Source organism: Neoroseomonas lacus (genome assembly GCF_014644535.1).
Lineage (GTDB): Bacteria > Pseudomonadota > Alphaproteobacteria > Acetobacterales > Acetobacteraceae > Neoroseomonas > Neoroseomonas lacus.
On record NZ_BMKW01000016.1, the window covers coordinates 121,591 to 144,751 of the forward strand.

Here is a 23,161-nt window from a genome sequence, read left to right on the forward strand (position 1 = left end):
ACGGCTGCATGCTTCGACCGCTGGTATCCGGCTGAACGGGCCCCTAGGGCAGATCCCGATCCGGTGGAATCGCCTGATCGGGTGGAGATGCTCGCGAAAGCGGCTCTGGACGCGTCGTGCCAGCGGCACGCCTTCCGCGCGACGCGCAAACCGCCGATTTGCCTGGCTTTCGCCGGATTGCCGGCGGGCCACATCCGCGCCCTCGGCACGCGTCAGAACCTCGTGCCGCTCGTATCAGGTCTGGGCGCCGCCGTTCACCTGCAGCATCTGCCCATTCACATAGGCGCCGCCATCCGACACCAGCATCCGCGCCACCGCGGCAACCTCGGCCGGCGTGCCCTCGCGCCCAACCGGCACCTTCGCCACCGCTGAGGCGCGATAAGCGATGTCCGCGGCCTCCGTGCGCTGCTCATCGGCAGCGATCGGCCCCGGCGAGATCGCATTCACCGTGATGCCCTTCAGCCCGAATTCCTTGCCCAGCGCCTTGGTCAGGCCCCAGACGCCATGCTTGGCCACGCTCACCGGCGCCCGCCCGGCATATCCATGCATCGCATTCATGCCGGTGAAGTTGACGATCCGCCCCCAGCCCCGCGCCAGCATCCCCGGCAGGCAGGCGCGCGACAGCCACACCGCGGCATCCATGTCCACCGCGATCACGCGCCGCCACTCATCCTCCGCCATCTCCAGGAACGGCTTGGCCGGCCGCAGCGCGGCATTGTTCACCAGCACATCGACCGCCCCGAAACGCCTAATCGCCTCCCCGGCGATGCGCGCGCATTCGGCCGCACTCCCGACATCGCCCATCACCACCATCGCCTCGACGCCGAAGCTGCGCGCCGCCTCGGCCACGCCATCGCAGGCCACCCGGTCGGACGACCCGTTCAGCACCACATTGAACCCATCCTCGGCCAGGCCGAGCGCCACCGCGCGCCCGATATTCCGCCCCGCCCCGGTGATCAGGGCCGTCCTGCGCTGCTGAGTCATTCTTCGCTTCCTCCTGCCATGCATGGCTTCGCCTGCTTACCGTGCCGCGCGCCGGCCGGCGAGGTGCCACCCCTGGCCAAGCCGCCCGCTTCCCGCCTATGTGCAGCACCCGCCGGCCGCCGCCGGCACAGCCTCAACCCCGATCCCCGAGGTGCCGCCCCATGACGACCCAAGGCCCTGTCCATCTGCGCTGGCGCGCCGCCGGCGCCGCCCCCGAGATGGAAACCTTCGCCGACCTCGACGCTGCCCTCGATGCGGTAGAGGCGCGGTGGGAGACGTTGCAGCATCAGGCGCCGCAGATCCTCGATGCCCGCCGCATTCTGCTGATCACAACCGACCAGCTGATCGCCTCGATGGTCGAGGACGAGGCGGAGGACGCGGCCGGCTGACACCGGCGGTCGAAGTGCAGTGAGCGGCCCGGTTTCGGGCACCTGCGGGGTCGTCCCCAGGCCACCGGCGCTTGTTGTCAGCGGCCTGCTCGTCCACGCCGTACGCTGCAACGCCGGCTACGGTCGCGCGCAGGGCCCTACCGCGCCGGCGTCATCGCCACCCAGGCCGCCAGTGCCGCAGTGACCACGGCCGCACCCACGAACACCGCGCCATACCCCGCCGCGTGCAGCACCACGCCGAACACCAGCGCGCCGAGGCTCTGCCCCAGGAACAGCGCCATTGCGAAGGCCGAGACCGCGGTTGCCCGCGCCTCCGGCAGGGCTTCCGTCGCGCGCGCCTGCAACACGCCGTGGAACATGTAGAAGGCCATGCCGCAGGGCACCTGCAACATCGCCACCACCCACCAGCTCGGCGCCACGCCCACCCCGGCCAAGGCGAGCGCCAGCATCGCGCCGCCGGCGCCGACCAGCCGCTGCTCGCCCAGCCGCGCGATCAGCCGCTTGGCCAGCCTGGTGTAGATGAAGGCGCCGAGGCCGAAGCCCGCCACCACCAGCCCGGCTTCGCCGGGCGACAGGCCGAAATGCTCGATCAGATAGGCGCCGGTGAACGGGAAGGCGCCGCCGAACAGCGCCGCGCCATCGACCGCCGCCGCCCCCAGCAGCCGCCGGCCGGCCGGGGCGCGCAAGATCCGCCGGTACTGGTCGAAGCCGAAGCCGCGCGCCTGCCCGCTCGCCCCTTCCAGCATCGCCGGCCCGAGCCGCCGCGCCATCAGCCCGCCCACCACCAGCGCCAGCACCGCGAGCATCAGGAACGACGCCCGCCAGCCGGCGAACTCCGCCACCATCCCCGAGGCCGGCCCGACCAGCAGCTGCGCCATGACCATGCCGGTCAGGAACCGCCCGATCGTCGCCTGGCGGTCTTCATAGGGCACCGCATCACCGATCCAGGCGATGGCGAGCGGGATCACCGCCCCTGCCACCAGCCCGGTCGCCGTGCGTAGCACCACCATCGAGCCGAGGTCCCAGGCCAGCGTCGAGACCGCCAGCCCGATGCCGTACAACAGCAGCGCCAGCGCCGCGACGCGCAGCTTGCCGAAGCGGTCGCCGAGCGGCCCTGTCACCAGCTGCCCGGCGCCATAGGCCAGGGTGAAGCCGGCCACCACCGGCGCCACCGCCGCCACGCCCACGCCGAAATCGGCGGCGAGCAACGGCAGCAGCGGGTCCATCAACCGCATGCCGCCCCCGGCGGCGAAGCCGGCGGCGGCAAGGAGGGGGAGGAGGGCAAGGTCAGGGCGCAAGCCCACCATGCAGCGCAGCATGCGCCGCCGCGTCAAGCCATGGCGGGACAGGCCCCGCGCCCGGCGCTACCCTGCCCCCAGTGTGCTGCCGATGCGCCTCGCCGCGTCAGGCCGCCACCCACCTGCCAGTGGCGCGCGCCCGACCTCCCGAGGATGTCGTGCGCGGGACACTGGCCATCGCGGAGGTCCTGATGCCCGACACGCCGGATGACGCCGAGGACCCGCTCGCCGCGATATTCGCCGCGACCGAAGCGGCCCGCCCCACCGTCACCGCTGCCGGCGGGTCGCAGGACCGCGCGCTCGCCAAGGTCGAGGCGATGATCGCCCTGATGCAGGCGGCGATCACCAACCACCCGCGCTTCGTCGCGCTGGAGGCCGCCTGGCGCTCCCTGCACCGCCTGGTCGAGGCCCCCGACGACGCCCCGGTGGTGGTGAAGCTGATGCCGCTGACCAAGCGCGAGGTGGCGCGCGACCTGCGCGCCGTGCAGGACCCCGCCGACAGCGAACTCGCCGCCCAGCTGTGGGACGAAGGCCTCGGCGCCGGCGAGCCCTTCGGCCTGTTGCTGATGGATGCCGAATTCGACGCCGGCCCCGAGGATGTGCTGGCCCTGCGCGGCCTTGCCGCCGCCGGCGCCGGCGCCTTCGTCCCCGTGGTCGCCCATATCGCCCCCATGCTGCTCGACCTCGACGGCTGGCCCGAACTGCCTGCCCGGCGCGACCCTTCGCGGCTGTTCGAAGGCCCCCGCCACGTCGCCTGGCGCGCCCTTCGCGACAGCGAGGAGGCGCGCTTCCTCTGCCTCGCCGGCCCCCGCGTGCTGGCGCGCGGCGGGCAGGGCGCCCCGCGTTGGACGGGCGGCGGCTGGGTGCTCGCCGCCCGCGCCGTGGCCGCCTTCCACCGCGACGGCTGGGCCGCCGGCATCGAGGGCCGCGAGCATGGTACCGAGCCCGGCCTGCCGCCCGCCGGCAGCATCCCCACCGAAGCCGACCCGGCAGACGGTCAGGAGATCGCCCTGGCCACCGCCGGCCTGACGCTGCTGGTCCCGCGCGGGCCCGACCGCGCCGCGGTCCTGCTTGCGCCAAGCCTCCACAAGGCGCCCCGCTTCCACGCCCCGGCGGCGACGGCCGACGCGGCGCTGGCAGTGCGTCTGCCCTGGGTGTTGGGGACCGGACGCATCCTGCAGGCGCTCGCCCTGCGCGGCGCGCATGAGCTGCATCGCGGCCACGGTGCGGCCGCGGCAGCCCGCGCGCTGAACACTTGGCTGCAAGGGCTGTGTGGGGAGGATGGGCCGCTCGCCGAAGGGACCGCCGAATTGCCCGAGGCAAAGGGGCACCCGGGCGTGCATCTGCTGGCGGCGAAGCTGCGGGTGCGGTTGCCGCAAGGCACGGCCAGCGCGACGCATCGGGTGATGCTGAACCTGCCGTGACCGCGAGATTGGAGGGGCGCCGCCGCTCCAAACCACCCCGCCAAAGGCCCGAGGCCTCTGGACACCATTTCTCCGCCCTGGGCAGGGACAGCACTGGATCTGGGGAAATGTTCCTGTTTTGATCTTCAGATCAAGGGATCGGCGCATCCATGCGCAAGGGTCATAAAAGCTTAAAATACCAGAACCTTAAAACGTGCAAAATCCGCAGCTTAGGTCAATTTCCCGCATGGCGAACCCGCAGGCCCGGTACCAATTCGAGGTGTCCAGAGGCCCTTAGGCCTTTGGTGGGGGAGGTCCGGAGGGGGCAAAACCCTCTCCGGTTCTGCCACGGGTCACCACCATCGTCGGCCACATGGGCGCAACGCCCCTCACACCGGATCCAACCGCAGGATCGCCCCATCCGGCGCATCCGTCAGCAGGAACACTCGCCCATCCGCCCCCACTACCACGTTACGGAGGCGCGTCTTGCCCCACAGCAGCCGCTCCTCCCCGGTGACGCGGTCGCCCTCGGTGGACAACCGTACCAACCCGGGCGTGTTCAGCGCCGCGACGAACAGGCTGCGCTGCCACCCCGGAAACGCTGCTCCGTCATAGAAGGCGATGCCGGAGGGGCTGACCGAGGGCACCCACACATGGATCGGGTCCTCGATGCCGGGGGCCGAGGTCTCACGTGAAATGCGCGGCCCCCAGTATTCGCGCCCGAAGCTGACCACCGGCCAGCCGTAATTGCCGCCGCGGCGGATGACGTTGACCTCGTCCCCGCCGCGCGGCCCGAACTCGGCTTCCCACAGACTGCCAGTCCAGGGGTTCACGGCGAGGCCCTGTGGGTGGCGATGGCCATAGGACCAGATCTCGCCGCGCGCATCGGTGCGGCCGACGAAGGGGTTGTCGTCCGGCATGCGGCCGTCGCGCGTCAGACGGATGACCTTGCCGGCCAGATCGTCGAGCCGCTGGGCGCGGGCGCGCTCATTGCGCTCGCCGGTCGAGAGATACAGGTGCCCGTCGCGGCCGAAGGCGATGCGGCAGCCGTAATGCTGTCGGCCCGATTCCTGCGCCGGCGTGGCGTCGAGCAACCGGCGCAACCCGGTCAGCGCATCGTTGGTGGGGGAGAGCCGCGCGGTGACCAGGCGCGTCAGCGCGCCGCCCGGCACTGCCGCCGCCTGGCAGAGAAACACCTCCCGCGTGCGGACGAAATCCGGCGCCAGGGCGATGTCGAGCAGCCCGCCCTGACTGGCGGCCTCGACGGGCGGCACGCCGGCGAGCGGGGCGGAGACGCGTCCATCGGGTGTCACGCGGCGCAGCCGGCCGGGCCGTTCGGTAACCAGCATCGACCCGTCCGGGAGGAAGGCCGCACCCCAGGGGTGTTCGAGCCCGGTCGCGAACGTCGTGACGCGAAAGGTCGCGCGCTCCGAGACGATCGGCGCGTCCTGCGCCAATGCGGGCGTGGCGAGCAGGGCGAGGGTGAGGATGGCGCGGCGGATCATGCAGGGCAGGTGGGCTTGCCGCCCGGGACCCGCAAGCTTTGCAGCCGTGCCGTACGGGTGCAGGCTTGCCGGCAACGGAGGAAACCAGGCATGCAGGACAACACGCGTTTCGATGGCCGCGTCGCCATCGTTACCGGCGCCGGGTCGCGCGACCCGGGCACCGGCACCACCACGGTCGGCAATGGCCGCGCCATCGCCACGCTGCTGGCGCGGCGCGGGGCGAAGGTGCTGCTGCTCGATGTCGAGCTGGGCTGGCTCAAGGGCACCGGCGACATGATCCATGCCGAGGGCGGCACCAGTGCCTCGGCGGTGTGCGACGTCTCGAAGCCCGCCGATTGCGCGGCCGCGGTGGCCGAGGCGGTCCGGTTGTGGGGCCGGGTGGACATTCTCATCAACAATGTCGGCCTCAGCGGCCCGCCGGGCGATGCGACCGTGCTCGACCTCGATGCCTGGGACCACGGCATGGCCGTGAACGTGAAATCCATGGTGCTGATGGCGCGCTACGCGGTGCCGGAAATGCGCAAGCAGGGTGCCGGCGCAATCGTCAACATGGCTTCCATCGCCGGCTTGCAGGGCGGCCATCCGGGCCTGCTCTACGCCACCTCGAAGGGCGCCATCGTGCAGATGACGCGCGCCATGGCCGCGCATCACGGCGGCGACCTGATCCGCGTGAACGCAGTCGCGCCCGGCTATGTCTATACGCCGATGGTCGCCTCGCGCGGCATGTCGGATGAGTTGCGCGAGCAGCGCGCGACGGCGGGATTGCTGAAGGTTGAAGGCTCCGCCTGGGATGTCGCGGAGGCGGCCTGCTTCCTCGCCTCGCCGGCGGCGCGCTGGATCACCGGCGTGACGTTGCCGGTCGATGCCGGGCGGTCGGCCGGCAATGTCGGCGCCACGCCGAAGCCGAGCGGGCTGGTGCGGTAGCTGCCTCGATCATGCCGTCGCCGCCGGATTGGGTCACCCTGCGCCTGTTCCTCGGCTGCCTCGATGCGGGCAGTGTGACGCGGGCGGCGGATCGCTGCGGCATCGACATCTCGGCGAAGGCGTTGCAATCGCCACTCTCGCGGTACTTGCGCGCGGCGGTGCTGAGCGCCTGCATCATCACGGTCTGGAAGGTCGCGCCGACCGTGAGCAATTTGTAGCCGCGATCGGTATACTCAAAGGCGTTGTAGGACGGCTCGGCGCGGCCTTCGGCGCCGACGCGGCCCTGGGCCTTCTTGCCCGCAATGGATTGCGACAGCACGCCGGGCAGTTCGGCCCGCGCGCGCGCCAAGTGTTCCTCCGTGAAGACGCGCGGCCAGATGATGTCCGCCCCCGCCTCCTTCCACAGGTGGAAGCGACGCAGGCTCTCCTCGAAGGCGGCCTCCTTGTCAGCGCAGGCGATGGAGGAGGTCGCGCCCGAGCGCGCCATGACGAGGAAATCCTCGCTGCGCCGGCGGTCGCAGATCGCCTTGATCTTGTCGGCGATGCCTTCAGCGCTCATCAGCAACGGGATGAAGGGCGGCAGCCACGGGCATTTGTCGTCGCCGTAATCGTCGATATGGATGGCGGCGGCGCCGGCGCGTTCGAATTCATGCGCCCAGTGCACGGCGGAGGCGATGTCGCGCTCGCTGCCATAGCCGCTCTCGAAATCCGCCATCAGCGGGATCTCGATATGATCGGTGATGCTGAAGATGCGGTCACGTGTCTCGGCGGCCGAGAGCAATCCGATATCCGGCAGGCCGACCGAGGCGGCGAGTTGCGAGGAGCCAAGTTTCACCGCATCGAGCCCGGCGCGTTCCTCGATGATGGCCGAGAGTGAGTCCCACACGCCGCCGCAGAGGATCGTCTCATTCGCCAGCAATCGGCGGCGCAGATCTGATACTGCCATCTCGTCGTTTCCATCCGTTGGTGATGGCACCTTGCGGTCGGGCTGCACGCGGCGGAAGAACAGCTTCGCGAAGGCGGCGTTCGCACCCGGCAAATGCATGGGCCCTTGCCTGGTTTGGAACATAGAGCGAACATGAGCGCCATGGACGCCGCCACCCGCACCCTCTCCGTCACCCGCGCCGCGGCGCGCTTCTGTGCGCTGCGCGGCTGGGCACCGATCGAGCAGGTGCCGCTGCCCGATGGCCGCCGCGCCGACATCCTGGCGCTGCGGCCGGGCGGCGAGTTCGTCATCATCGAGGTGAAATCCTGCGCGCGGGATTTCCTCACCGACGCGAAATGGTGGGATTACCGGGCCTGGTGCGACCAGCTGTATTTCGCGGTAGACCTCGACTTCCCGCAGGGCCTGCTGCCGGCCGAGGTCGGCCTCGTGGTGGCCGATGACCGCGAGGCGGCACTGATCCGCGAAGCGCCCGAACACCGCCTGGCCGCGGCACGCCGGCGCGCGCTGGTGCAGCGCATGGCGATGCTGGCGGCCGGACGGCTGGCGGCGCTGTCCGACCCGGCGGGGGCGGCAGAGATGCGCGCGGCGCTGCGGCTCGAGTGATGCCGCGCGGCGCCTGATACCAGCGGCCGAATTCTTCGATCGCCGGCATTCGACTTTTGACGTCGTCAGGTACGCCTACGCGTGACGTGCCGCAGGCATGCTGTTCGCGTAATGCGCAATCCTCCGGATTGCCAGGCTTTCGACGGCCTCCCGCGGGCCGCATGCGCGACCTCGGCATGATGCAAAGCCGCGTGCCGTTGGCATAGCGTCCTGATCGCGACGTTCTGCGGACGTCGCGGGCCTGTCGCTATGGCCCGCCGTTGTTGCGCTCGATCGAGGCGATCGGGCGCAGGGACGTCGCCCAGCGATTGCCCTCCAGCCCCTGCCGATACCCGTACTCGAACAGCGCGCGCATGAAGGCCGTCTCGAAGGGTTCCGAGCGCGGCGCCTGGAACTCCGGGCCGATATAGGCGAGGCGGAAATTAACCCCGTCGCGCTGCGTGGTGAGGTAGATGCGCGTGATGTCGTTGACAGCACTGAAATGCAGCAGCGTCGATGCCGAGCGCGACGCGATGCCGAGGATCGAGCGATTGGTCGACGACCACTCCGTATCGAGCCGCCCATTTCGTACTACCCAGGCGGTGCGCTCGCGCTCCGGCCGGCCGCGCGTCACGGGACGCAGCGAGAGCGTCGGCGGGTAGAGGAACATCTGCAGCGCCGCCCCGCCATCGACATGCATTTCCTGATAGGCGTGACCATCGAGATCCACATCGACCAGCACCGGCGGGAAGGCACCGGGGATGGAGGCGGAAGCAAGCAGGATGCGGCGGAACAGCTCCAGCGCCTGCGGGTGGCCGCTCGCCGCGATGGCACCGATGTTCCACAGCACCGGCCGGCCGAGGTCGAGATTGGTGGTGCCGATCAGCAGCAGCCGACCGCGACCGTATTCGGCGGCGATGGCCGCCATCATCGCCTCGTTCACATGCCGTGCGATCAGGCGATAGAGCGGCGAGGTGTCCGCCAGCGCCTCGCCGAACAGCACGGCGCGTACCAGGCTGCCCATTTGGATCACGTCATGCGGGGCGACGTCGGCGAACACCTCGCGCAGCTGCGCGTCATAGGCGGGGCCGAGGAAGGCGAAGGGCGCGATCAGCGCGCCGGCGGAAATGCCGGTGACGACATCGAAGGCGGGGCGCCGGCCGGAGGCGGTCCAACCCACCAGCAGCCCGGCGCCGAAGGCACCGTTGTCGCCGCCGCCGGACAAAGCGAGGAAATTCCGCGCCGCCAGTGCCTGACGCGGACCGGCGATCGCGGCTTGGCGCTGATTGAGCTGGACAATCTCGCGCAGCAGCGGTTCGGTTTCCGCATCGGGCCAGAAGCGCGCATTGGCGATGCCGACGATGGGCAGTGCCTGCGTCGCCGCGAGCGGCGGCGGGTCGAGGCGATGGATGTTGCCGCAGCCGACCAGCGCGAGGAGAGCCATGAACAGCGCCATCACGCCGATGCCGCGGCGGCGCGAAAGCCTGTTCGTCAAGGCCGCCTCTCCGTTCATTGCTTGCCCGACAGCAACGTGGCGACCCAGCGGCTGCCGTCGAAGCGCTCACAGATGGTCAGCGCAGCGATCAGCGCCGGCACGCCGATGAAGGCGCCCGGCACGCCCCAGAGGAAGGCGCCGAGGAACACCGCCACCAGCACCATGAAAGGCGAGATGGCCAGTCGCGCGCCGGCAAGCCGCGGTTCGATGTAGCTGCCCGACAGGAACTGGATCACCTGCAGGCAGGCGAAGACGGCGATCGCCGCCTGCCAGGAGCCGAATTGCAGGATGGCGAAGACCGTCGGGAACAAGGTGGCGAGGAAGGAGCCGATGAAGGGGATGTAGTTCAGGACGAAGGCGATCACGCCCCATTCGGCGGCGAGCTCGAGCCCCATCGCGTAGGCGAAGGCAAAGACGGCGAGGCCGGTGAAGGCGCTCATCACCGTGCGCACGGCCATGTAAGTGCGCAGCTTCGACGAGGTCTCTGACAGCGCACCGAGCATCGCCTCGGCGGTGCTGCCCATGGTCGCGAGGCTGCGTGCCACGGCGCCGGTCTCGAGCAGGCCGAGGATCATGAACACCAGCGTGACGGCGACGAAGGTCAGCAGGCCCTGGAGTTGCGAGAGCACTTCCTGCGCGAGGCGGACTAGCGACCGCATGTTGAAATGTTCGGCGATGATGGGGTCGATCTCGATCCCTTGCGCTGCCGCCCATTCCAGTTTGCGCAGATAGAGTTCCTGCAGCATCGCGCCATTGGCGACCACCCAGGCGCCGACGCGCCCGAAGCCCCAGGAGGCGAGGAACACCATCACCCCCACCACCGTAAGGCTGACGAGCAGCGTGACGATCATTGCGACCGCCCCGCCGAGGCGTGGCTCCAGCCCGCGCTGCAACGGCCAGGCCAGCGCGATGACGAACAGCGCGAAAGCGACGGGGGCGAGCACCGACTGCGCCAGCGACAACGCCGCGGCAACGAGGATGGCGGTGCAGACACCGGCCATGGTGCGAAGGGCGCTGTCAGTGATCATTCGAGCCCGGTCATCGTGTTGCAGGGTGAGCTTTGCAGGTTGCGCTCCACCCTCCATCGGCGCGATGCAGGGCGCAAGGTCTGCACGGAGTTGTCATGATCGGTTTCCTGTCGCGCAGCCTGCGCCGTGCCGTGGTGGCGGTGGTGCTGCTGCTGCTGCTTTTCGTCGGCGTGCGCGTGTGGGATGTGCAGAGCGGCCCACCGCTTGGCCCGTGGCACGAATTCGTCCCGCCGGAGCTGTCGGTCGCCGCGCTCGACCACAGCGACTGGACAGGTTGGATGGCCGCCGAGAATGCCGCCTTCGCGGCGACGCGCGCCGCCGTGACGGAGCGGCTCGACATCACGGATCGCGTCGCCACCAATCGCTGGTTCGAGGGCAGCCCGGTGAATCCGGCTAATCTGGCGAGCGACTGGAACCGTTCCTTCGTGCTGGAGCCCGCCGGCCCGCCGGCCGGCGTCGCAGTGTTCCTGCACGGGCTGACGGATGCGCCCTACAGCCTGCGGCACCTGGCCGAGGCGTATCGTGAGCGGGGATACCTGGCCGTCGCCATTCGCCTGCCGGGCCACGGCATAGTGCCGGGCGGGCTGACCGAGGCGGTGTGGGAAGACTGGATGGCGGCGACGCGCTTGGCGGTGCGGGCGGCGCGGGCGCGCGTGCCGGTTGGGCCGCTGCATCTGGTGGGTTATTCGAATGGCGGCGCGCTGGCGCTGAAGCACGCGCTGGATGCGGTCGAGAATCCGTCACTGCCGCGGGCCGATCGGCTCGTGCTGCTGTCGCCGATGGTGGGCGTGACGGCCTTCGCTCGCTTTGCCGGGCTGGCAGGCTTGCCCGCCTTCCTGCCGCGTTTCGCCAAGACGGCCTGGCTCGACATCCTGCCGGAGTTCAACCCGTTCAAGTTCAATTCCTTCCCGGTCAACGCGGCGCGGCAGACCTATCGGCTGACCAGCGCGTTGGATGCGCAACTCGACCGGCTGGCGCAAGCGGGGCGGCTGGCGGCGCTGCCGCCGGTGTTGACCTTCCAGTCGGTGGTGGATGCGACGGTGTCGACGCCGGCGGTGCTGACGCGGCTGTATGATCGCCTGCCTGACAATGGCAGCGAGTTGGTGTTGTTCGACCTCAATCGCAGCATGCGGTTCGGGCCGCTGTTCGCAACCGGCATCGATCGCGTGCTGGACCGCATCCTGCCCCCGGCGACGCGACGCTACGCGGTGACGGTGGTGGGCAATGACGGTGTGACGGTTGCCGCGACGGCGCGCCGCATCGTGCCGGGCAGCGACATCGAGGCGACGCAGCCGCTCGGCATCGACTGGCCACGCGACGTCTATTCGCTGTCGCATGTTGCGCTGCCGTTTCCGGCCTCGGATGGGCTGTATGGCGGGGCACCGGATCCGACGGATTCGATGGGCGTCGCGCTGGGTGTGCTGGCGGTGCGGGGGGAACGCGGCGTGCTGGTGATGGATGCCGGCTTCTTCACCCGCGTCACCTGGAACCCGTTCTTCGCGTATCTGCTGGAGCGGGTGGGGCCATAGGGCGCCGACCCATACGCATGACGGTTGGAACCGCAGACGGGCTTTGCCTTTCTCCCGATCTCACCTCACCGCGGGGATCTATTGAAGGTGCAAAGCAACGCCAATGGGAGGGGCCCCTCTGCCCGAGGCCTTTGGGAACCGATGCTTGGTGTTGGGCAGGGTGGGCGCTTCTCCGAGCTGAGCGCGTGTCTCACCCGGTACCCAGCGCATTGCTCGGCATTGTGCCCGGCGAGACCTTTCCATTTTCGTGGGACCGTCGGGCCCAACGTCAAGTCGAGGTGTCCAGAGGCCCTGGGGCCTTTGGCGGGGTGAGGTTCGGAGAGGGGCAGAGCCCCTCTCCGAGGCCCCCATGTCAGTCGTAATACCCGCGCCGCGGCCGTGGCGTCGTCGCCGCGCCCACCAGCGCGCCGCCGGCACCGCCGATTGCCGCGCCTACCAGTGGCGACCCACCGGTCAGTGCCGCGACGCCTGCGCCCGCGCCGGCGCCGAGGCCGCCGCCGATCAGCGCGCGGTTGCCCGCGGGGTCGGCGCAGGCGGTGACGCTCAGCCCGAGAAGCACGACGGCCAGAATGCGTTTCATGATGTGCCTCCATCGATGGTGTTCGATGGGAGCAGTACAATCGACGCGTGTGTCGCGAGGCTGGCAGAAAAGGGGCAGGGCTGCCCCCGGTTTCACGATCGCGTCAGGGGCCGCGCCGCTTGCGCGCGCCACCCTTCAGCTTCTTGGGGTCGTAGCCACCACCACCCGGGCCCATCGGCTTGGGCTTCCAATCGGCCTTGGGCGTCGCCTCGCGCAGGGACCGCCCGGCGAGGTTCGGCTCCAGCCCCAGGTCGAGCGCTTCCAGCCGCTTGATCTCGTCGCGCAGCCGGGCGGCGGTTTCGAATTCCAGCTCGGCGGCGGCGGCGCGCATCTTGCGTTCCAACTCGGCGATGGAGGCGCGCAGATCCTTGCCGACGAAATTCGTCTCTTCTTCGCCCACCACCGCCTCGATGGTGATGTAGTCGCCCTGCGAGACATCGCGCAGCACGTCGGCGATCTCGCGCTTGATGGTGGTCGGCGTGATGCCGTGCTCGACGTTCCACGCCGTCTGCTTGGTGCGGCGGCGCTCGGTCTCTTCCAGCGCGCGCTTGAGGCTGTTGGTCATGACATCGGCATAGAGCACGACGCGACCTTCGACATTGCGCGCGGCGCGGCCGATGGTCTGGATCAGCGCGGTGGCGGAGCGCAGGAATCCTTCCTTGTCGGCATCGAGAATCGCGACCAGCGCGCATTCGGGAATGTCGAGCCCCTCGCGCAGCAGGTTGATGCCGACGAGGACGTCGAAGACGCCCTTGCGCAGGTCGCGGATGATTTCGATGCGTTCGAGCGTATCGACATCGCTGTGCAGGTAGCGCACGCGGATGCCGGCCTCGGTCATGTATTCGGTGAGGTCCTCGGCCATGCGCTTGGTCAGCGTCGTGACCAGCACGCGGCCGCCCTTCTTCGACACCTCGCGGCATTCGGCAAGCAGATCGTCCACCTGGCCCTCGACCGGGCGGATATCGCAGACCGGATCGACCAGGCCGGTCGGGCGGATCACCTGTTCGGCGAACGCACCGCCGGTGCGTTCCATTTCCCACGGGCCTGGTGTCGCGGAAACGAACACCGTCTGCGGGCGATAGGTGTCCCACTCCTCGAACTTCAAAGGCCGGTTGTCGGTGCAGGAGGGCAGGCGGAAGCCGAATTCGGACAGGATCGCCTTGCGCGCGAAGTCGCCGCGATACATGCCGCCGATTTGCGGCACGGTGACATGACTCTCATCGACGATCAGCAGCGCATTGTCCGGCAGGTATTCGAACAGCGTGGGCGGCGGGTCGCCGGGCCGGCGGCCGGTGAGGTAGCGCGAGTAGTTCTCGATCCCTTTGCAGGACCCCGTCGTCTCCATCATCTCGATATCGAAGATGGTGCGCTGTTCGAGGCGCTGGCGTTCCAGCAGCTTGCCCTCGGCCTCCAGCACGGCGAGGCGTTCCTTCAGCTCGATCTTGATCTGGCTGATCGCCTGGGTGAGCGTCGGGCGCGGCGTCACGTAGTGGCTGTTGGCATAGACCGAGACGCGTTCCATCTCGCCGGTGATCTCGCCGGTCAGCGGGTCGAATTCGCGAATGCCGTCGATCTCGTCGCCAAACAGCGAAATGCGCCAGGCGCGGTCATCCAGGTGCGACGGCCAGATGTCGACGCTCTCGCCGCGCACGCGAAAGGTGCCGCGGGCGAAGAAGGTGTCGTTGCGGCGGTATTGCTGCTCGACCAGCCCCTTCACCAGCGCATCGCGGTCGATCCGCCCGCCGCGCTCGAGCTTCACGACCATGCGGCTGTAGGTCTCGACCGAGCCGATGCCGTAGATGCAGGACACCGAGGCGACGATCACCACGTCATTGCGTTCGAGCAGCGCCTGCGTCGCGGAATGCCGCATGCGGTCGATCTGCTCGTTGATCTGGGAATCCTTCTCGATATAGGTGTCCGTGCGCGGGACGTAGGCTTCCGGCTGGAAGTAGTCGTAGTAGCTGACGAAATACTCCACGGCGTTGTCGGGAAAGAACGACTTCATCTCGCCATAGAGCTGCGCGGCCAGCGTCTTGTTCGGCGCCAGCACCAGGGCTGGGCGCTGCACCTCCTCGATGACCTTGGCGATGGAGAACGTCTTGCCCGAGCCGGTCACGCCCAACAGCACCTGGTCGCGCTCGCCCTGCCGGATGCCGCTGACCATCTCGCGAATGGCCGTTGGCTGGTCGCCATTGGGCTCGAAGGGGGACACGACCTTCAGCGGCCGCTCGGAAGGCGGGGCCGGGCGCTTTTCGGGAATGAACAGGACAGGGCCGGGGGCGATCAGGTTCATGGGAACAGAGATGGTTCATCGCGGTGCGAATTGCCACCTCGCGGATCGCCCCGGCGCGAAGCCCGGAGCGGCTCGCGCTCGTTCCGGCTCACGGAATCCACGCCAGGTTATTGTTTTTGCGGGCATCTTCACCCGATCAGGTGTTTCCACCTGATCGGGCGCTGCTCTACAGCGCGACCTTGCCGGCCAGCGTCGCCATGCGCGCCGCATCCGGCTGATGGCCCTCGAACCAGATCGCCGCGCAGACCTTGGACATGGCATCGCCATCATGGCCTATGCCCGGCACGACTTCGATCCGCCAATGGCATGGCACGCCGCGGCGGGCGGCTTCCTCTCGCGCCACGCGCAGGTAGTTGTGCGCCCGGCCGAAGCGGTGCGGCCCCTGGGCGACCGCCTCCGCGTTGGAGGGCAGCGAGGGGCCGCTGGTCTCCACATCCGCATCCCCGGCGAGGATCAGCAGCGGATAGGCAAGCCAGGCTTCCAGATCGGCATCGGTCAGCCCCAACCCGCCCAGCCCTTCGGGGAAGGGGCGGTCGAGCAGCGGCAGCGAATACCACCCCGCATTGCCGCAGCCGATGGCGCAGAAGGGCGCGCGGTCGGTCAGCGACGCCATGCGATGGGCGAATTGCGACCCCGCCGAATGGCCGAACAGGAAGGCCTGGCGCCGCCGCGTGACGCCTGCCGCCTGCACCGCCGCGAAGACCCGCGCCGGCAGGCGGTAGGCCCAGCCCTCGCGTGGCGTCACCGCTCCGGCTGCGTCCAGCACGCCGCCATTATTGTAGGGCTCGGCGTTGGGGTGCGTCTCGGCGGCGAAGGTGGGCGCGAGGATCAGCAAGCCGTGCCGATCCGCCGCCTCGATCCAGAAATCGCGGTACTCGTCGCCATTGCGGCCCATGCCGTGCTGTACGAACACCACCGGCGAATCGGGCGTGAAACCGGCGGCGCGATAGGCCTGCAATACGACAGGCTTGCCGTGCAGCGGGTCGGTCAGCGGCGTGGCGCTGCGGCCCGGCGCGGCGAGCGCGCGGGCGATGACCTCGGTGTCGATCATGACGCCGGCCTGATCGACTGCGCCGGCGTCGTCTGGTCCATGCGGCCCTCGAAGACCAGGCCGCGACGGAAGGCCCAGGCGGCATTCTCGAAATGGATCGGCAGCACGGGAAGCCGCTCGATCGCCAGCCGGCTCGCCTGTTCCATCAGCTGCTCGCGCTCGGCCTCGTCCATGGTGGCGAAGGCGGCGCGCGCCAGGCGGTCGATCTCCGGGTCGGAGAACTCGCCGTAATTGCTCATGCCGAAACCCTTGTCGCGATCGGTGGTGGTGATCCAGGCGCGGAAGAACAGCTGCGTCTCCTCGGCGGAGGCCGCCCAGCCGCCCATCGGCACCGAGAATTCCTTGCGCCCGCGCCGGGCGAAGAACACGTTGGACGGCAGCGCATCAACCGCCACCGTCACGCCGACGCGCTGGAAATACTGCGCCAGCGCCTGGGCGATCCGCGCGTCATTGACGTAGCGGTTGTTGGTGGCGTGCAGCGTGAAGGAGAGGCCATTCGCCACCCCTGCCTCGGCCAGCAGCGCGCGCGCCCGGGCGGGGTCATAGGGCAGCATCCCGGCACCGGGCACCGTGCCGCGCATGCCTTCGGGCAGCAACTGCCCGGCCGGGGTGGCGAGCCCATCCATGATGCGCTCGGCAATGGCGCGGCGGTCGATCGCCATGGACAGCGCCTGGCGAACCCGCACGTCGCGCAGCGGGTTCGTCCCGTTCGGCCCCTGTACGAAGGGCGCGTTCGCGCGCTGGTCCATCTGCAGGAAGATCAGCCGCGTGGTGGGCGAGACGGCCAGCGCGAAGGCCGGGTTCTGCCGGATACGCGGCACGTCGGCGGTGGCCGGGGCCTCCACCACGTCGAGGTCGCCCGCCAGCAGCCCGGCGAGGCGCGGCCCGGCGGCGGTGATCGGGCGAAGCCGCACCTCGGCCCAATGCGGCTTGTCGCCCCAATAGGCGTCGTTGCGGGCCAGCACGATCCCGCTGGCGCGGTCATAGCGGCGCAGGCGGAAGGGGCCGGTGCCGATCGCCGCGCTGCCATCGTTGAACTCCGCGACGCCGGGCCACGGGCCTTCGCGGCCGCAGCCTTCCGGGGTGAAGGTCAGCCCGCCGCGCGTGCCATGCGGGATGATCGCGACGGAGGCGAGGTCGGAGGCCAGCAGCGGCTCGGGTTCCGCCGTGCGGATCACCAGGCGGTGCGGCGTCTCCACGGTCATCGCCGCGATGCGGCGGATCTCGCGGGAGAAGGAGCCGACCACCTCCGCCTCGTTGTTGAGGACGCGGCAATAGGAAAAGACCACGTCATCGGCTGTGAAGGCCTGGCCGTTGTGGAAGGTGACGCCCTCGCGCAACTCGAACACCCAGCTGCGGTCGTCGCGCCGCGACCAGGCGGTGGCCAGCGCCGGGCCCGGCCGCAGCCGCGCATCGAGCGCGGTCAGCCCGTCGAAGACATGGTCGCGGAAGGTGGAATTCGGCGCGGCGGCGTAGTTGTGCGGGTCGGCCGCGGTGGTCTCGGCGGCCATACCGATGCGCAGGGTCTGCGCGGCGGCGGGCGTGGCGAGCGCGCCGCAGAGGGAAAGCGCGAGGGCGATGTGACGCAAGGTTCAGATCCCATGCTGGATACCGCCGCTATAGCCCCGCCCCGGACTGCTGTCAGGCGACCGCCACCGGGCTTTCGCCGTCGCCGCGGCCCCGGCAGGATGCCGGCCACGGAGGGCGACGCGATGCGGCGTGTGGGATTGGTTCTGGGTGTGGCGATGCTGGTGCTGGGCGGCGCGCTGCCGGCCGAGGCGAAGCCGGAACGCCGCTGCGGCTGGCTGGTGAATCCCACCCCGGCGAATTGGTGGCTGCGCGACCGGGACGGCGAATGGGTGCTCTCGGTGCAGGGGCGCGACCCCGTGGCGGGGATGGACGAGGTCCCGGACATGTCGACGCGCGGCTGGGTCGAGACCAACGGCCATTATGGCTATGGCTGCGCCTGCCTGACGCTGGAGACGGCGCCGGGGCAGCGGGTGGTGCGGGTGCTGGCGGCGGAAGCCCTGCCGTTGTCGCGCTGCCGGGCGGATCGTGCGCTGCCGCCGCCGGGGTGAGGGTCGGAGGAAGGCGGAGGCGTCCTTCGCCACCCAGGCTTGCCTTGCCCCCATCCGAGGGCGGAACAGGCGCGCAATGACGGGCGAAGCCGAGGCGCAACCGGGGCTGCCGGCTGGTCGTATCGTGATGCGAATTGTTCCGGGAACATGCCGGGTGAGGGATTCGAACCCCCGACCTTCGGTTTACAAAACCGCTGCACTACCACTGTGCTAACCCGGCGCGCCGCCTTGGTGTAGCAGAGCGCTTCCATGCGGCAAGACGTCCGGATTCTCGATTCGGCGTGACTGCCGTCCATATGCCAGGGGTTGCCCGACCTCCCGATGCGTCTGTCCCCGCGAGACCGCCGGCTGCCGCCCCCGCCGGCCGCCATGTCGATGCCCGAGCCGCTCGGCCCGCTGGCGCGGCGCCGTCGTGGCCGGCGCACGCTGCGCTGGACCGGCCTCATTTCGGCGTTGCTGCACATCGCCCTGGTGGTGGCGATCCTGCTCGACCTCGACCCACGCAGCAAACCACCGCAGGAACTGCCGCCGCCCTCCTTCGCCGTCGTGTTCCAGGGCGGGTCCGACCAGGCGCCGCGCGGCGCCGAGGCGCCCGAGGAAGCACCGGTCACCATCCTCGCCCCGCCACCGGCACCGCCCCCGCCGCCACTCGCCGAGGTGCCGCCGAGCCCCGCCGCGCCGCCCAGGCCCGCCACGCCGCCCGTGCCGCCGCCGCCGCGCGTGGCCGAACCACTGCCGCCACCACCGCCGATCGCCGAACCGCCGCCGCGCGTGGCCGACGCCAGCCCGACGCCGCCGCCGCCCCGCCCCGCCGAGCCGCCGCCCACCCCGCCGCCGGTCGTCACGGCGCCGGAGAGCCCGCCACCACCGCCGCGCCGCCAGGTCGAGGCGCCGGCCCCACCGCCGCCGCCCGCGCCAGAGCGCACGCCGCCGCCGCCGCAGCCCGCCCGGCCGCCGGTGCTCGCCGAGCGCCCCGCCGCGCCGCAGCCCTTACCACTCCCGCCGCCGCCGCCACCGCCACCGCCCGCCCCGAGCCCCCCGGCGCAGACCGCCGAGCGACTCCCGCCGCTCGACCTCACGCGGCGACCGCCGATCCATCTAGGCGATCCCGGCCGGTCGGCCGCGCCGCGGCGCGGGCTGGACCTCAGCCCCGGCGCCACCACGGCCGGGCCTGGCGATACCGAGCAGCTACGGGTACGCGGTGCCCAGGCCGGTCCGGATTGGCGCAATGCCTTCCGGCAATGGCTGGACCAGAACCTGCACTACCCGCGCGAGGCGATCGATCTGCGTGAACAGGGGCCGGTGACGGTGCGCATCCAGACCGGGCCGGATGGCCGCGTGCGCGGGGTGGAACTGCGCACCGCCTCGCGCTCCATCCGCCTGAATTTCTATTCGCAGAGCGTGTTCCGCGGGGCGCAGCTGCCGCCCTTCCCGCCCGGGACGGCGGAGGACCAGGTCACCATCGACCTGACCATCAACTACATCCTGTACGGGCAGTAGGCGGCGAGCGGCGGATCAGGCGTGCCCGATCTCGCCGAAGGCGTCGCGATTGGTGCTGCGCACCACGGCGGCAAACAGCCGCAGCGCATCCGGGCCGCCGCGATCGAGCAGCGCACCGTCCTCCATTTCCCGGGCCAGGATTTCGGCATGGTCGGCCAGCGTCTCGGCGGCGCGGCGCAGCGCCTCACGTGACAGGACCAATTGCACGTCGTCGCTCAGGTGATTCCAACCGGCAGGCCGCATGGCGTTTTCCCTCTCGGGTCATCCGCCTTCTTGGCGATGGTCGTGGCTCAGCGGGCCGCAGGGGGAAATTGCACCGCGAATGGTTAACCGGCGGTGACGATCGGGGTGCATGACACCTGGCCGGGCGCCACAGCGCCCGCCAAAGCCCCGGTGCCGGCCGAGTGCCGCGCGATCAACTCAGCGTCAGTTCGACCCGCCCCAGCGTGTCGAATTCCACCACCACCGTGCAGGGACCATCGAGCCAGATCGGCGGCGTGACCGACCCGAGGAACACCACCTGCCCCGCCCGCAGCCCGCCGAAGGCCGCCGCGCCGGCAGAGGCGGCGAGCCAGGCCAGTGCCTCGAAGGGATGGCCGAGCAGGTCGGCGCCGACCCCCTCGCCGCGCATCTGCCCATCCACGCACAGCCGACCGCGGGTGGCGGCGAGGTCGACGGCGCGCCAATCGGCCACCGGCGTGCCGAGCACACCCCCGGCATGGAACACTTGGTCGGCGATTAGCGTCGGCGTGCCGAGCTTGCCGAGGTCGTCATAGCGCTTCTCGACAATTTCCATCGCCACGAAGACCTCGCCGACGGCTGCCGCCGCCTGGTCGCGCGTGCAGGGGCCGGGGGCGATGTCGCGCGCCAGCCGCACCGCGACCTCGCATTCGGCGCCGGGGTTCAGGAAATCGGCATGGCGGGCGGTGGCCGGGCTGCCGCGCAGCCCGGATTTGGGCGTGAAGCCGGCGGACGGCCCGGGCAGGCCGAGATAGGCCTGCATCTGCTTCGTTGTCGCGCCGATCTTGAAGCCAGCCGGGGGCAGGCCGCCCAGGCGCAGGGCGACCTCCTTCTGGACGGCATAGCCGGCCTCGATGGTCTGCGGCGCGATGGCGCCGAGCGGGGCGAGGATGCGCCGCGCGCGGCGCGCTTCGAGAATGGCCTCGGCGGCGTCGGATGCCATTCGTGTTTCCTTCCCCATCCTGCCGGGCCCGTCGTGCCGGGCCCGCGCATCGTCCGTGCCGCCGGAACGATGCCGCAGCCCGGCCGGCGCCGCAACGCGCCGCTCATCAGACGCCGTTTGGTGATGCCAAGGGCCCTGTATCCAGACCGCAGGAGCCGAGAGGGGCGTCGCGTCAGACGCGCCAGGATCGTGCTGTTGCACGGCGGAACCAGAGAGGGCTTTGCCCCTCCGCGTGAGGCAGAGCCTCACGCCCCCAGCAAAGGCTTAAGGGTCCCTGGATACCTCGATCTGGTGCTGGGCATGAATGCACCCATCAGCATCGGGAGCGGGCGCTTTGCGCGGGCCAAAATGTGCCAATGTATTGATTTTGCACACTTTAAGATTTTAGGATTTTAAGCTTTTATCGGCCTTGCATGCGCCAAGCGCACCTCGTGCGTTGGCGATAAGAACATAGCAAGAACAACAATCAAAATCCAGCGCTGTCCCTCGGCCGGGTCGGAAAAATGGTGTCCAGAGGCCTCAGGCCTTTGGCGGGGTGGTTTGGAGGGGCGGCGCCCCTCCAACCTTCCACCCCACAGCGCCGGTGCGAGCGTATCCGCCACCCGGTGCTCGCCTGCTCAGCGGCGGACGATCTCGTACAGCGCCACCGCCGCCGCCGCGGAGACGTTGAGGCTCTCCACCCCCTCGGCCATCGGCAGGCGCACCAGCTCGTCGCAGGTCTCGCGTTGCAGGCGGCGCAGCCCGGCATCCTCGGCGCCGAGCACCAGTGCCACGCGGCGGTCGCGCGGGGCGGCCTCGGCGAGGGTGCGCTTGGCGTCGCCGGCCAGGCCCAGCACCCAGAAGCCGGCCTTCTGCAAGGTCGAGATGGCGCGCGAGAGGTTCACCTCCCGCACCACCGGCACGATGTCGAGCGTGCCGGCGGCGGCGCGGGCGAGGGTGCCGGTCTCATGCGGAGCGTGGCGGTCCTGCAACACCACGGCGGCGGCGCCGAAGGCCGCGGCGGCGCGCAGCGTGGCGCCGACATTGCGCGGATCGGTCACCTGGTCGAGCAGCAGCACCGGGCCGTCGGAGGCCTCGATGGCGTCTTCCAGGATCACCGACTCCAACGGTTCGGCGAGCAACGCGATGCCCTGATGCACCGCATCCTCGGTCAGGAAGGTCTGGAAGCGGCTGCGCTCGGCGCGTTCGGGGGTGACCCGCCAGGGGCCGTCGAATTCGTCGCGCAGGGCGAGTTCCGCATCGGTGGTGGTGAGCAGCCGGCGCGGCTTGCGGCGCGGATTCGACAGCGCCGCGAGCACCGCGTGATGGCCATAGATCCAATAGGCGCCCGACCCCGCGCCCGCACCGGGGCGCGGCGGCTCGGGCACCGGCTCGGGCGGCGGCACGGGGGCGGCGACTGGTTCCGGGCGGCCACGGCCGGGGCGGCGCGGTTCCTCGCCCCGGCGGTCGGGGCGGCCGTGGCGGGATTTCGGCGGCGCCTCGGCGTTGCGGTCCAAGCGCGGGCGGGCGGCCGGCTTGCGCGGGTCCTCGCCGAAGCGCTCGGCGCGGCCGCGCGGTGGCTTGGGCGGGCTGTCGCTCGCGCGGGCGGGTTTGCGCGTCGCCTCGCCGATCCGCTCGGCACGGCCACGGGCCGGGCGTTGTGGGGCGTCACTGGCCTCGGGGCGGGCGGCGCGAGGCGGCTTGCGTGGCTCCTCGGCGTCGCGCTCCGGGCGGCCGCGCGCGGGTTTGCGCGGGGCCTCACCGGGGCGATCGGGGCGCGACGCAGGGCCGCGGGCGGCCGGGGGTCCCGCGGGACGGTTGGGGGTGCGGCCTTCAGGCCGCTTCGGGGGGCGTCGCATGGGCCGCATCCTCACCAGTGTTGCGTGCGAAGCAAGCGTTACGCGAAATCGCGCCCTCCGTTGACACGGGGTGGTCAATGCGGATAGTCCGCGCGCTCCCGCTGACCTGGATTTCGGTCGGCGGCTGCGGAGGGGTGCCCGAGTGGCTAAAGGGGGCGGACTGTAAATCCGCTGGCTCACGCCTACGTTGGTTCGAATCCAACCCCCTCCATATCTCGCCCGCCCGTTCACCACGGGATCACTCCCCCGACCGGGCGGCGGGGACTTGGTTGGTCGGTGCCTCACGGCGCGGGTGTAGCTCAATGGTAGAGCCCCAGCCTTCCAAGCTGGTTGTGCGGGTTCGATTCCCGTCACCCGCTCCAGCACGTGCGGGTGGCCGGTGGGGTTGAACGCGGGGTTTCCTTCGCGCCGGCAGGGGCGCGGGGCTTGCGTCGGCAGAAACGAGTCTCAAACGAGGTAGCAGGACAAAGCCATGGCGAAGGCGAAATTCGAGCGGAACAAGCCGCACTGCAACATTGGCACGATTGGGCATGTGGACCATGGCAAGACGTCGCT

At 70.3% G+C, this 23,161-nt stretch carries 20 protein-coding genes and 3 tRNA genes; 9 read left to right on the forward strand and 14 right to left on the reverse strand.

The window, feature by feature from the left end:
- Nucleotides 1-234: 234 nt before the first annotated feature.
- The gene (locus IEY36_RS26225; RefSeq protein ID WP_188972519.1) at nt 235-984 is read right to left on the reverse strand and encodes an SDR family NAD(P)-dependent oxidoreductase; all 750 of its coding nucleotides are present in this window, start codon (nt 982-984) and stop codon (nt 235-237) included.
- 161 nt (nt 985-1,145) lie between these two features.
- Between IEY36_RS26225 and IEY36_RS26230 the strand changes: the two genes are divergently transcribed.
- Nucleotides 1,146-1,373 (forward strand): hypothetical protein, encoded by a 228-nt coding sequence (locus IEY36_RS26230; RefSeq protein ID WP_188972521.1) that lies wholly within the window; start codon nt 1,146-1,148, stop codon nt 1,371-1,373.
- 137 nt (nt 1,374-1,510) lie between these two features.
- On the opposite strand, the gene IEY36_RS26235 is transcribed toward IEY36_RS26230, so the two are convergent.
- Complete coding sequence (locus tag IEY36_RS26235) at nt 1,511-2,680, reverse strand: MFS transporter (protein WP_188972523.1); 1,170 nt, start codon at nt 2,678-2,680, stop codon at nt 1,511-1,513.
- Nucleotides 2,681-2,829: 149 nt separating this feature from the next.
- Here IEY36_RS26235 and IEY36_RS26240 point away from each other — a divergent pair, with 149 nt between their 5' ends.
- Nucleotides 2,830-4,095 carry a type VI secretion system contractile sheath domain-containing protein gene (locus tag IEY36_RS26240; protein ID WP_188972525.1) on the forward strand — a complete coding sequence of 422 codons (1,266 nt, stop codon included), beginning with the start codon at nt 2,830-2,832 and terminating at the stop codon, nt 4,093-4,095.
- A 368-nt stretch (nt 4,096-4,463) separates the two neighbouring features.
- Here IEY36_RS26240 and IEY36_RS26245 read toward each other — a convergent pair whose 3' ends face one another.
- Nucleotides 4,464-5,579 carry a PQQ-dependent sugar dehydrogenase gene (locus tag IEY36_RS26245; RefSeq protein WP_188972527.1) on the reverse strand — a complete coding sequence of 372 codons (1,116 nt, stop codon included), beginning with the start codon at nt 5,577-5,579 and terminating at the stop codon, nt 4,464-4,466.
- 90 nt (nt 5,580-5,669) lie between these two features.
- Here IEY36_RS26245 and IEY36_RS26250 point away from each other — a divergent pair, with 90 nt between their 5' ends.
- Complete coding sequence (locus tag IEY36_RS26250; RefSeq protein ID WP_188972528.1) at nt 5,670-6,503, forward strand: SDR family NAD(P)-dependent oxidoreductase; 834 nt, start codon at nt 5,670-5,672, stop codon at nt 6,501-6,503.
- Here the strand turns inward: IEY36_RS26250 and IEY36_RS26255 are convergent.
- The gene (locus tag IEY36_RS26255; RefSeq protein ID WP_188972530.1) at nt 6,418-7,548 is read right to left on the reverse strand and encodes an isocitrate lyase/PEP mutase family protein; all 1,131 of its coding nucleotides are present in this window, start codon (nt 7,546-7,548) and stop codon (nt 6,418-6,420) included. The genes IEY36_RS26250 and IEY36_RS26255 overlap by 86 nt on opposite strands.
- A 33-nt stretch (nt 7,549-7,581) precedes the next feature.
- Between IEY36_RS26255 and IEY36_RS26260 the strand changes: the two genes are divergently transcribed.
- Nucleotides 7,582-8,052, forward strand: a complete 471-nt coding sequence (locus IEY36_RS26260) for an MmcB family DNA repair protein (protein WP_188972532.1) — start codon at nt 7,582-7,584, stop codon at nt 8,050-8,052.
- Nucleotides 8,053-8,299: 247 nt separating this feature from the next.
- Here the strand turns inward: IEY36_RS26260 and IEY36_RS26265 are convergent, their stop codons facing one another.
- Complete coding sequence (locus IEY36_RS26265; protein WP_188972534.1) at nt 8,300-9,526, reverse strand: patatin-like phospholipase family protein; 1,227 nt, start codon at nt 9,524-9,526, stop codon at nt 8,300-8,302.
- Nucleotides 9,527-9,540: 14 nt separating this feature from the next.
- Complete coding sequence (locus tag IEY36_RS26270) at nt 9,541-10,554, reverse strand: AI-2E family transporter (RefSeq protein WP_229681588.1); 1,014 nt, start codon at nt 10,552-10,554, stop codon at nt 9,541-9,543.
- A 95-nt stretch (nt 10,555-10,649) separates the two neighbouring features.
- Between IEY36_RS26270 and IEY36_RS26275 the strand changes: the two genes are divergently transcribed.
- On the forward strand, nt 10,650-12,083 hold the full coding sequence (locus tag IEY36_RS26275; protein ID WP_188972536.1) for an alpha/beta hydrolase: 1,434 nt from the start codon (nt 10,650-10,652) through the stop codon (nt 12,081-12,083).
- Between the two features lie 352 nt (nt 12,084-12,435).
- Here IEY36_RS26275 and IEY36_RS26280 read toward each other — a convergent pair whose 3' ends face one another.
- The 4 genes from IEY36_RS26280 to IEY36_RS26295 all read right to left on the reverse strand — a co-directional run bounded on the left by IEY36_RS26280 (nt 12,436) and on the right by IEY36_RS26295 (nt 17,596).
- On the reverse strand, nt 12,436-12,663 hold the full coding sequence (locus IEY36_RS26280) for a hypothetical protein (RefSeq protein ID WP_188972538.1): 228 nt from the start codon (nt 12,661-12,663) through the stop codon (nt 12,436-12,438).
- 103 nt (nt 12,664-12,766) lie between these two features.
- Nucleotides 12,767-14,956 carry an excinuclease ABC subunit UvrB gene (gene uvrB, locus IEY36_RS26285; RefSeq protein WP_188972540.1) on the reverse strand — a complete coding sequence of 730 codons (2,190 nt, stop codon included), beginning with the start codon at nt 14,954-14,956 and terminating at the stop codon, nt 12,767-12,769.
- Between the two features lie 166 nt (nt 14,957-15,122).
- Nucleotides 15,123-16,007, reverse strand: coding sequence for an alpha/beta hydrolase (locus tag IEY36_RS26290; protein ID WP_188972542.1), 885 nt, complete (start codon nt 16,005-16,007; stop codon nt 15,123-15,125).
- Nucleotides 16,004-17,596: an ABC transporter substrate-binding protein gene (locus tag IEY36_RS26295; protein WP_229681589.1), complete on the reverse strand. Its 1,593-nt coding sequence runs from the start codon at nt 17,594-17,596 to the stop codon at nt 16,004-16,006. The genes IEY36_RS26290 and IEY36_RS26295 overlap by 4 nt, the downstream gene beginning before the upstream one ends.
- A gap of 123 nt (nt 17,597-17,719) precedes the next feature.
- Between IEY36_RS26295 and IEY36_RS26300 the strand changes: the two genes are divergently transcribed.
- Nucleotides 17,720-18,085, forward strand: coding sequence for a DUF4087 domain-containing protein (locus IEY36_RS26300; RefSeq protein ID WP_188972544.1), 366 nt, complete (start codon nt 17,720-17,722; stop codon nt 18,083-18,085).
- 148 nt (nt 18,086-18,233) lie between these two features.
- Here IEY36_RS26300 and IEY36_RS26305 read toward each other — a convergent pair.
- Nucleotides 18,234-18,305 (reverse strand) — tRNA-Thr (locus tag IEY36_RS26305).
- A gap of 149 nt (nt 18,306-18,454) precedes the next feature.
- Here IEY36_RS26305 and IEY36_RS26310 point away from each other — a divergent pair.
- Nucleotides 18,455-19,585: an energy transducer TonB gene (locus IEY36_RS26310; RefSeq protein WP_229681590.1), complete on the forward strand. Its 1,131-nt coding sequence runs from the start codon at nt 18,455-18,457 to the stop codon at nt 19,583-19,585.
- 15 nt (nt 19,586-19,600) lie between these two features.
- Here IEY36_RS26310 and IEY36_RS26315 read toward each other — a convergent pair whose 3' ends face one another.
- From IEY36_RS26315 to rlmB, 3 genes are all read right to left on the reverse strand, one after another.
- Nucleotides 19,601-19,828 carry a hypothetical protein gene (locus IEY36_RS26315; RefSeq protein ID WP_188972549.1) on the reverse strand — a complete coding sequence of 76 codons (228 nt, stop codon included), beginning with the start codon at nt 19,826-19,828 and terminating at the stop codon, nt 19,601-19,603.
- Nucleotides 19,829-20,000: 172 nt separating this feature from the next.
- The gene (locus tag IEY36_RS26320; protein WP_188972551.1) at nt 20,001-20,768 is read right to left on the reverse strand and encodes a 2-keto-4-pentenoate hydratase; all 768 of its coding nucleotides are present in this window, start codon (nt 20,766-20,768) and stop codon (nt 20,001-20,003) included.
- A gap of 617 nt (nt 20,769-21,385) precedes the next feature.
- Entirely contained in the window at nt 21,386-22,606 is a 1,221-nt protein-coding gene (gene rlmB, locus IEY36_RS26325) for a 23S rRNA (guanosine(2251)-2'-O)-methyltransferase RlmB (protein WP_188972553.1), read from the reverse strand.
- A 128-nt stretch (nt 22,607-22,734) separates the two neighbouring features.
- On the opposite strand from rlmB, the gene IEY36_RS26330 reads away from it, so the two are divergent.
- Nucleotides 22,735-22,817: transfer RNA gene (locus IEY36_RS26330), tRNA-Tyr, on the forward strand.
- Nucleotides 22,818-22,894: 77 nt separating this feature from the next.
- Nucleotides 22,895-22,968 (forward strand) — tRNA-Gly (locus IEY36_RS26335).
- Nucleotides 22,969-23,161 lie beyond the last annotated feature (193 nt).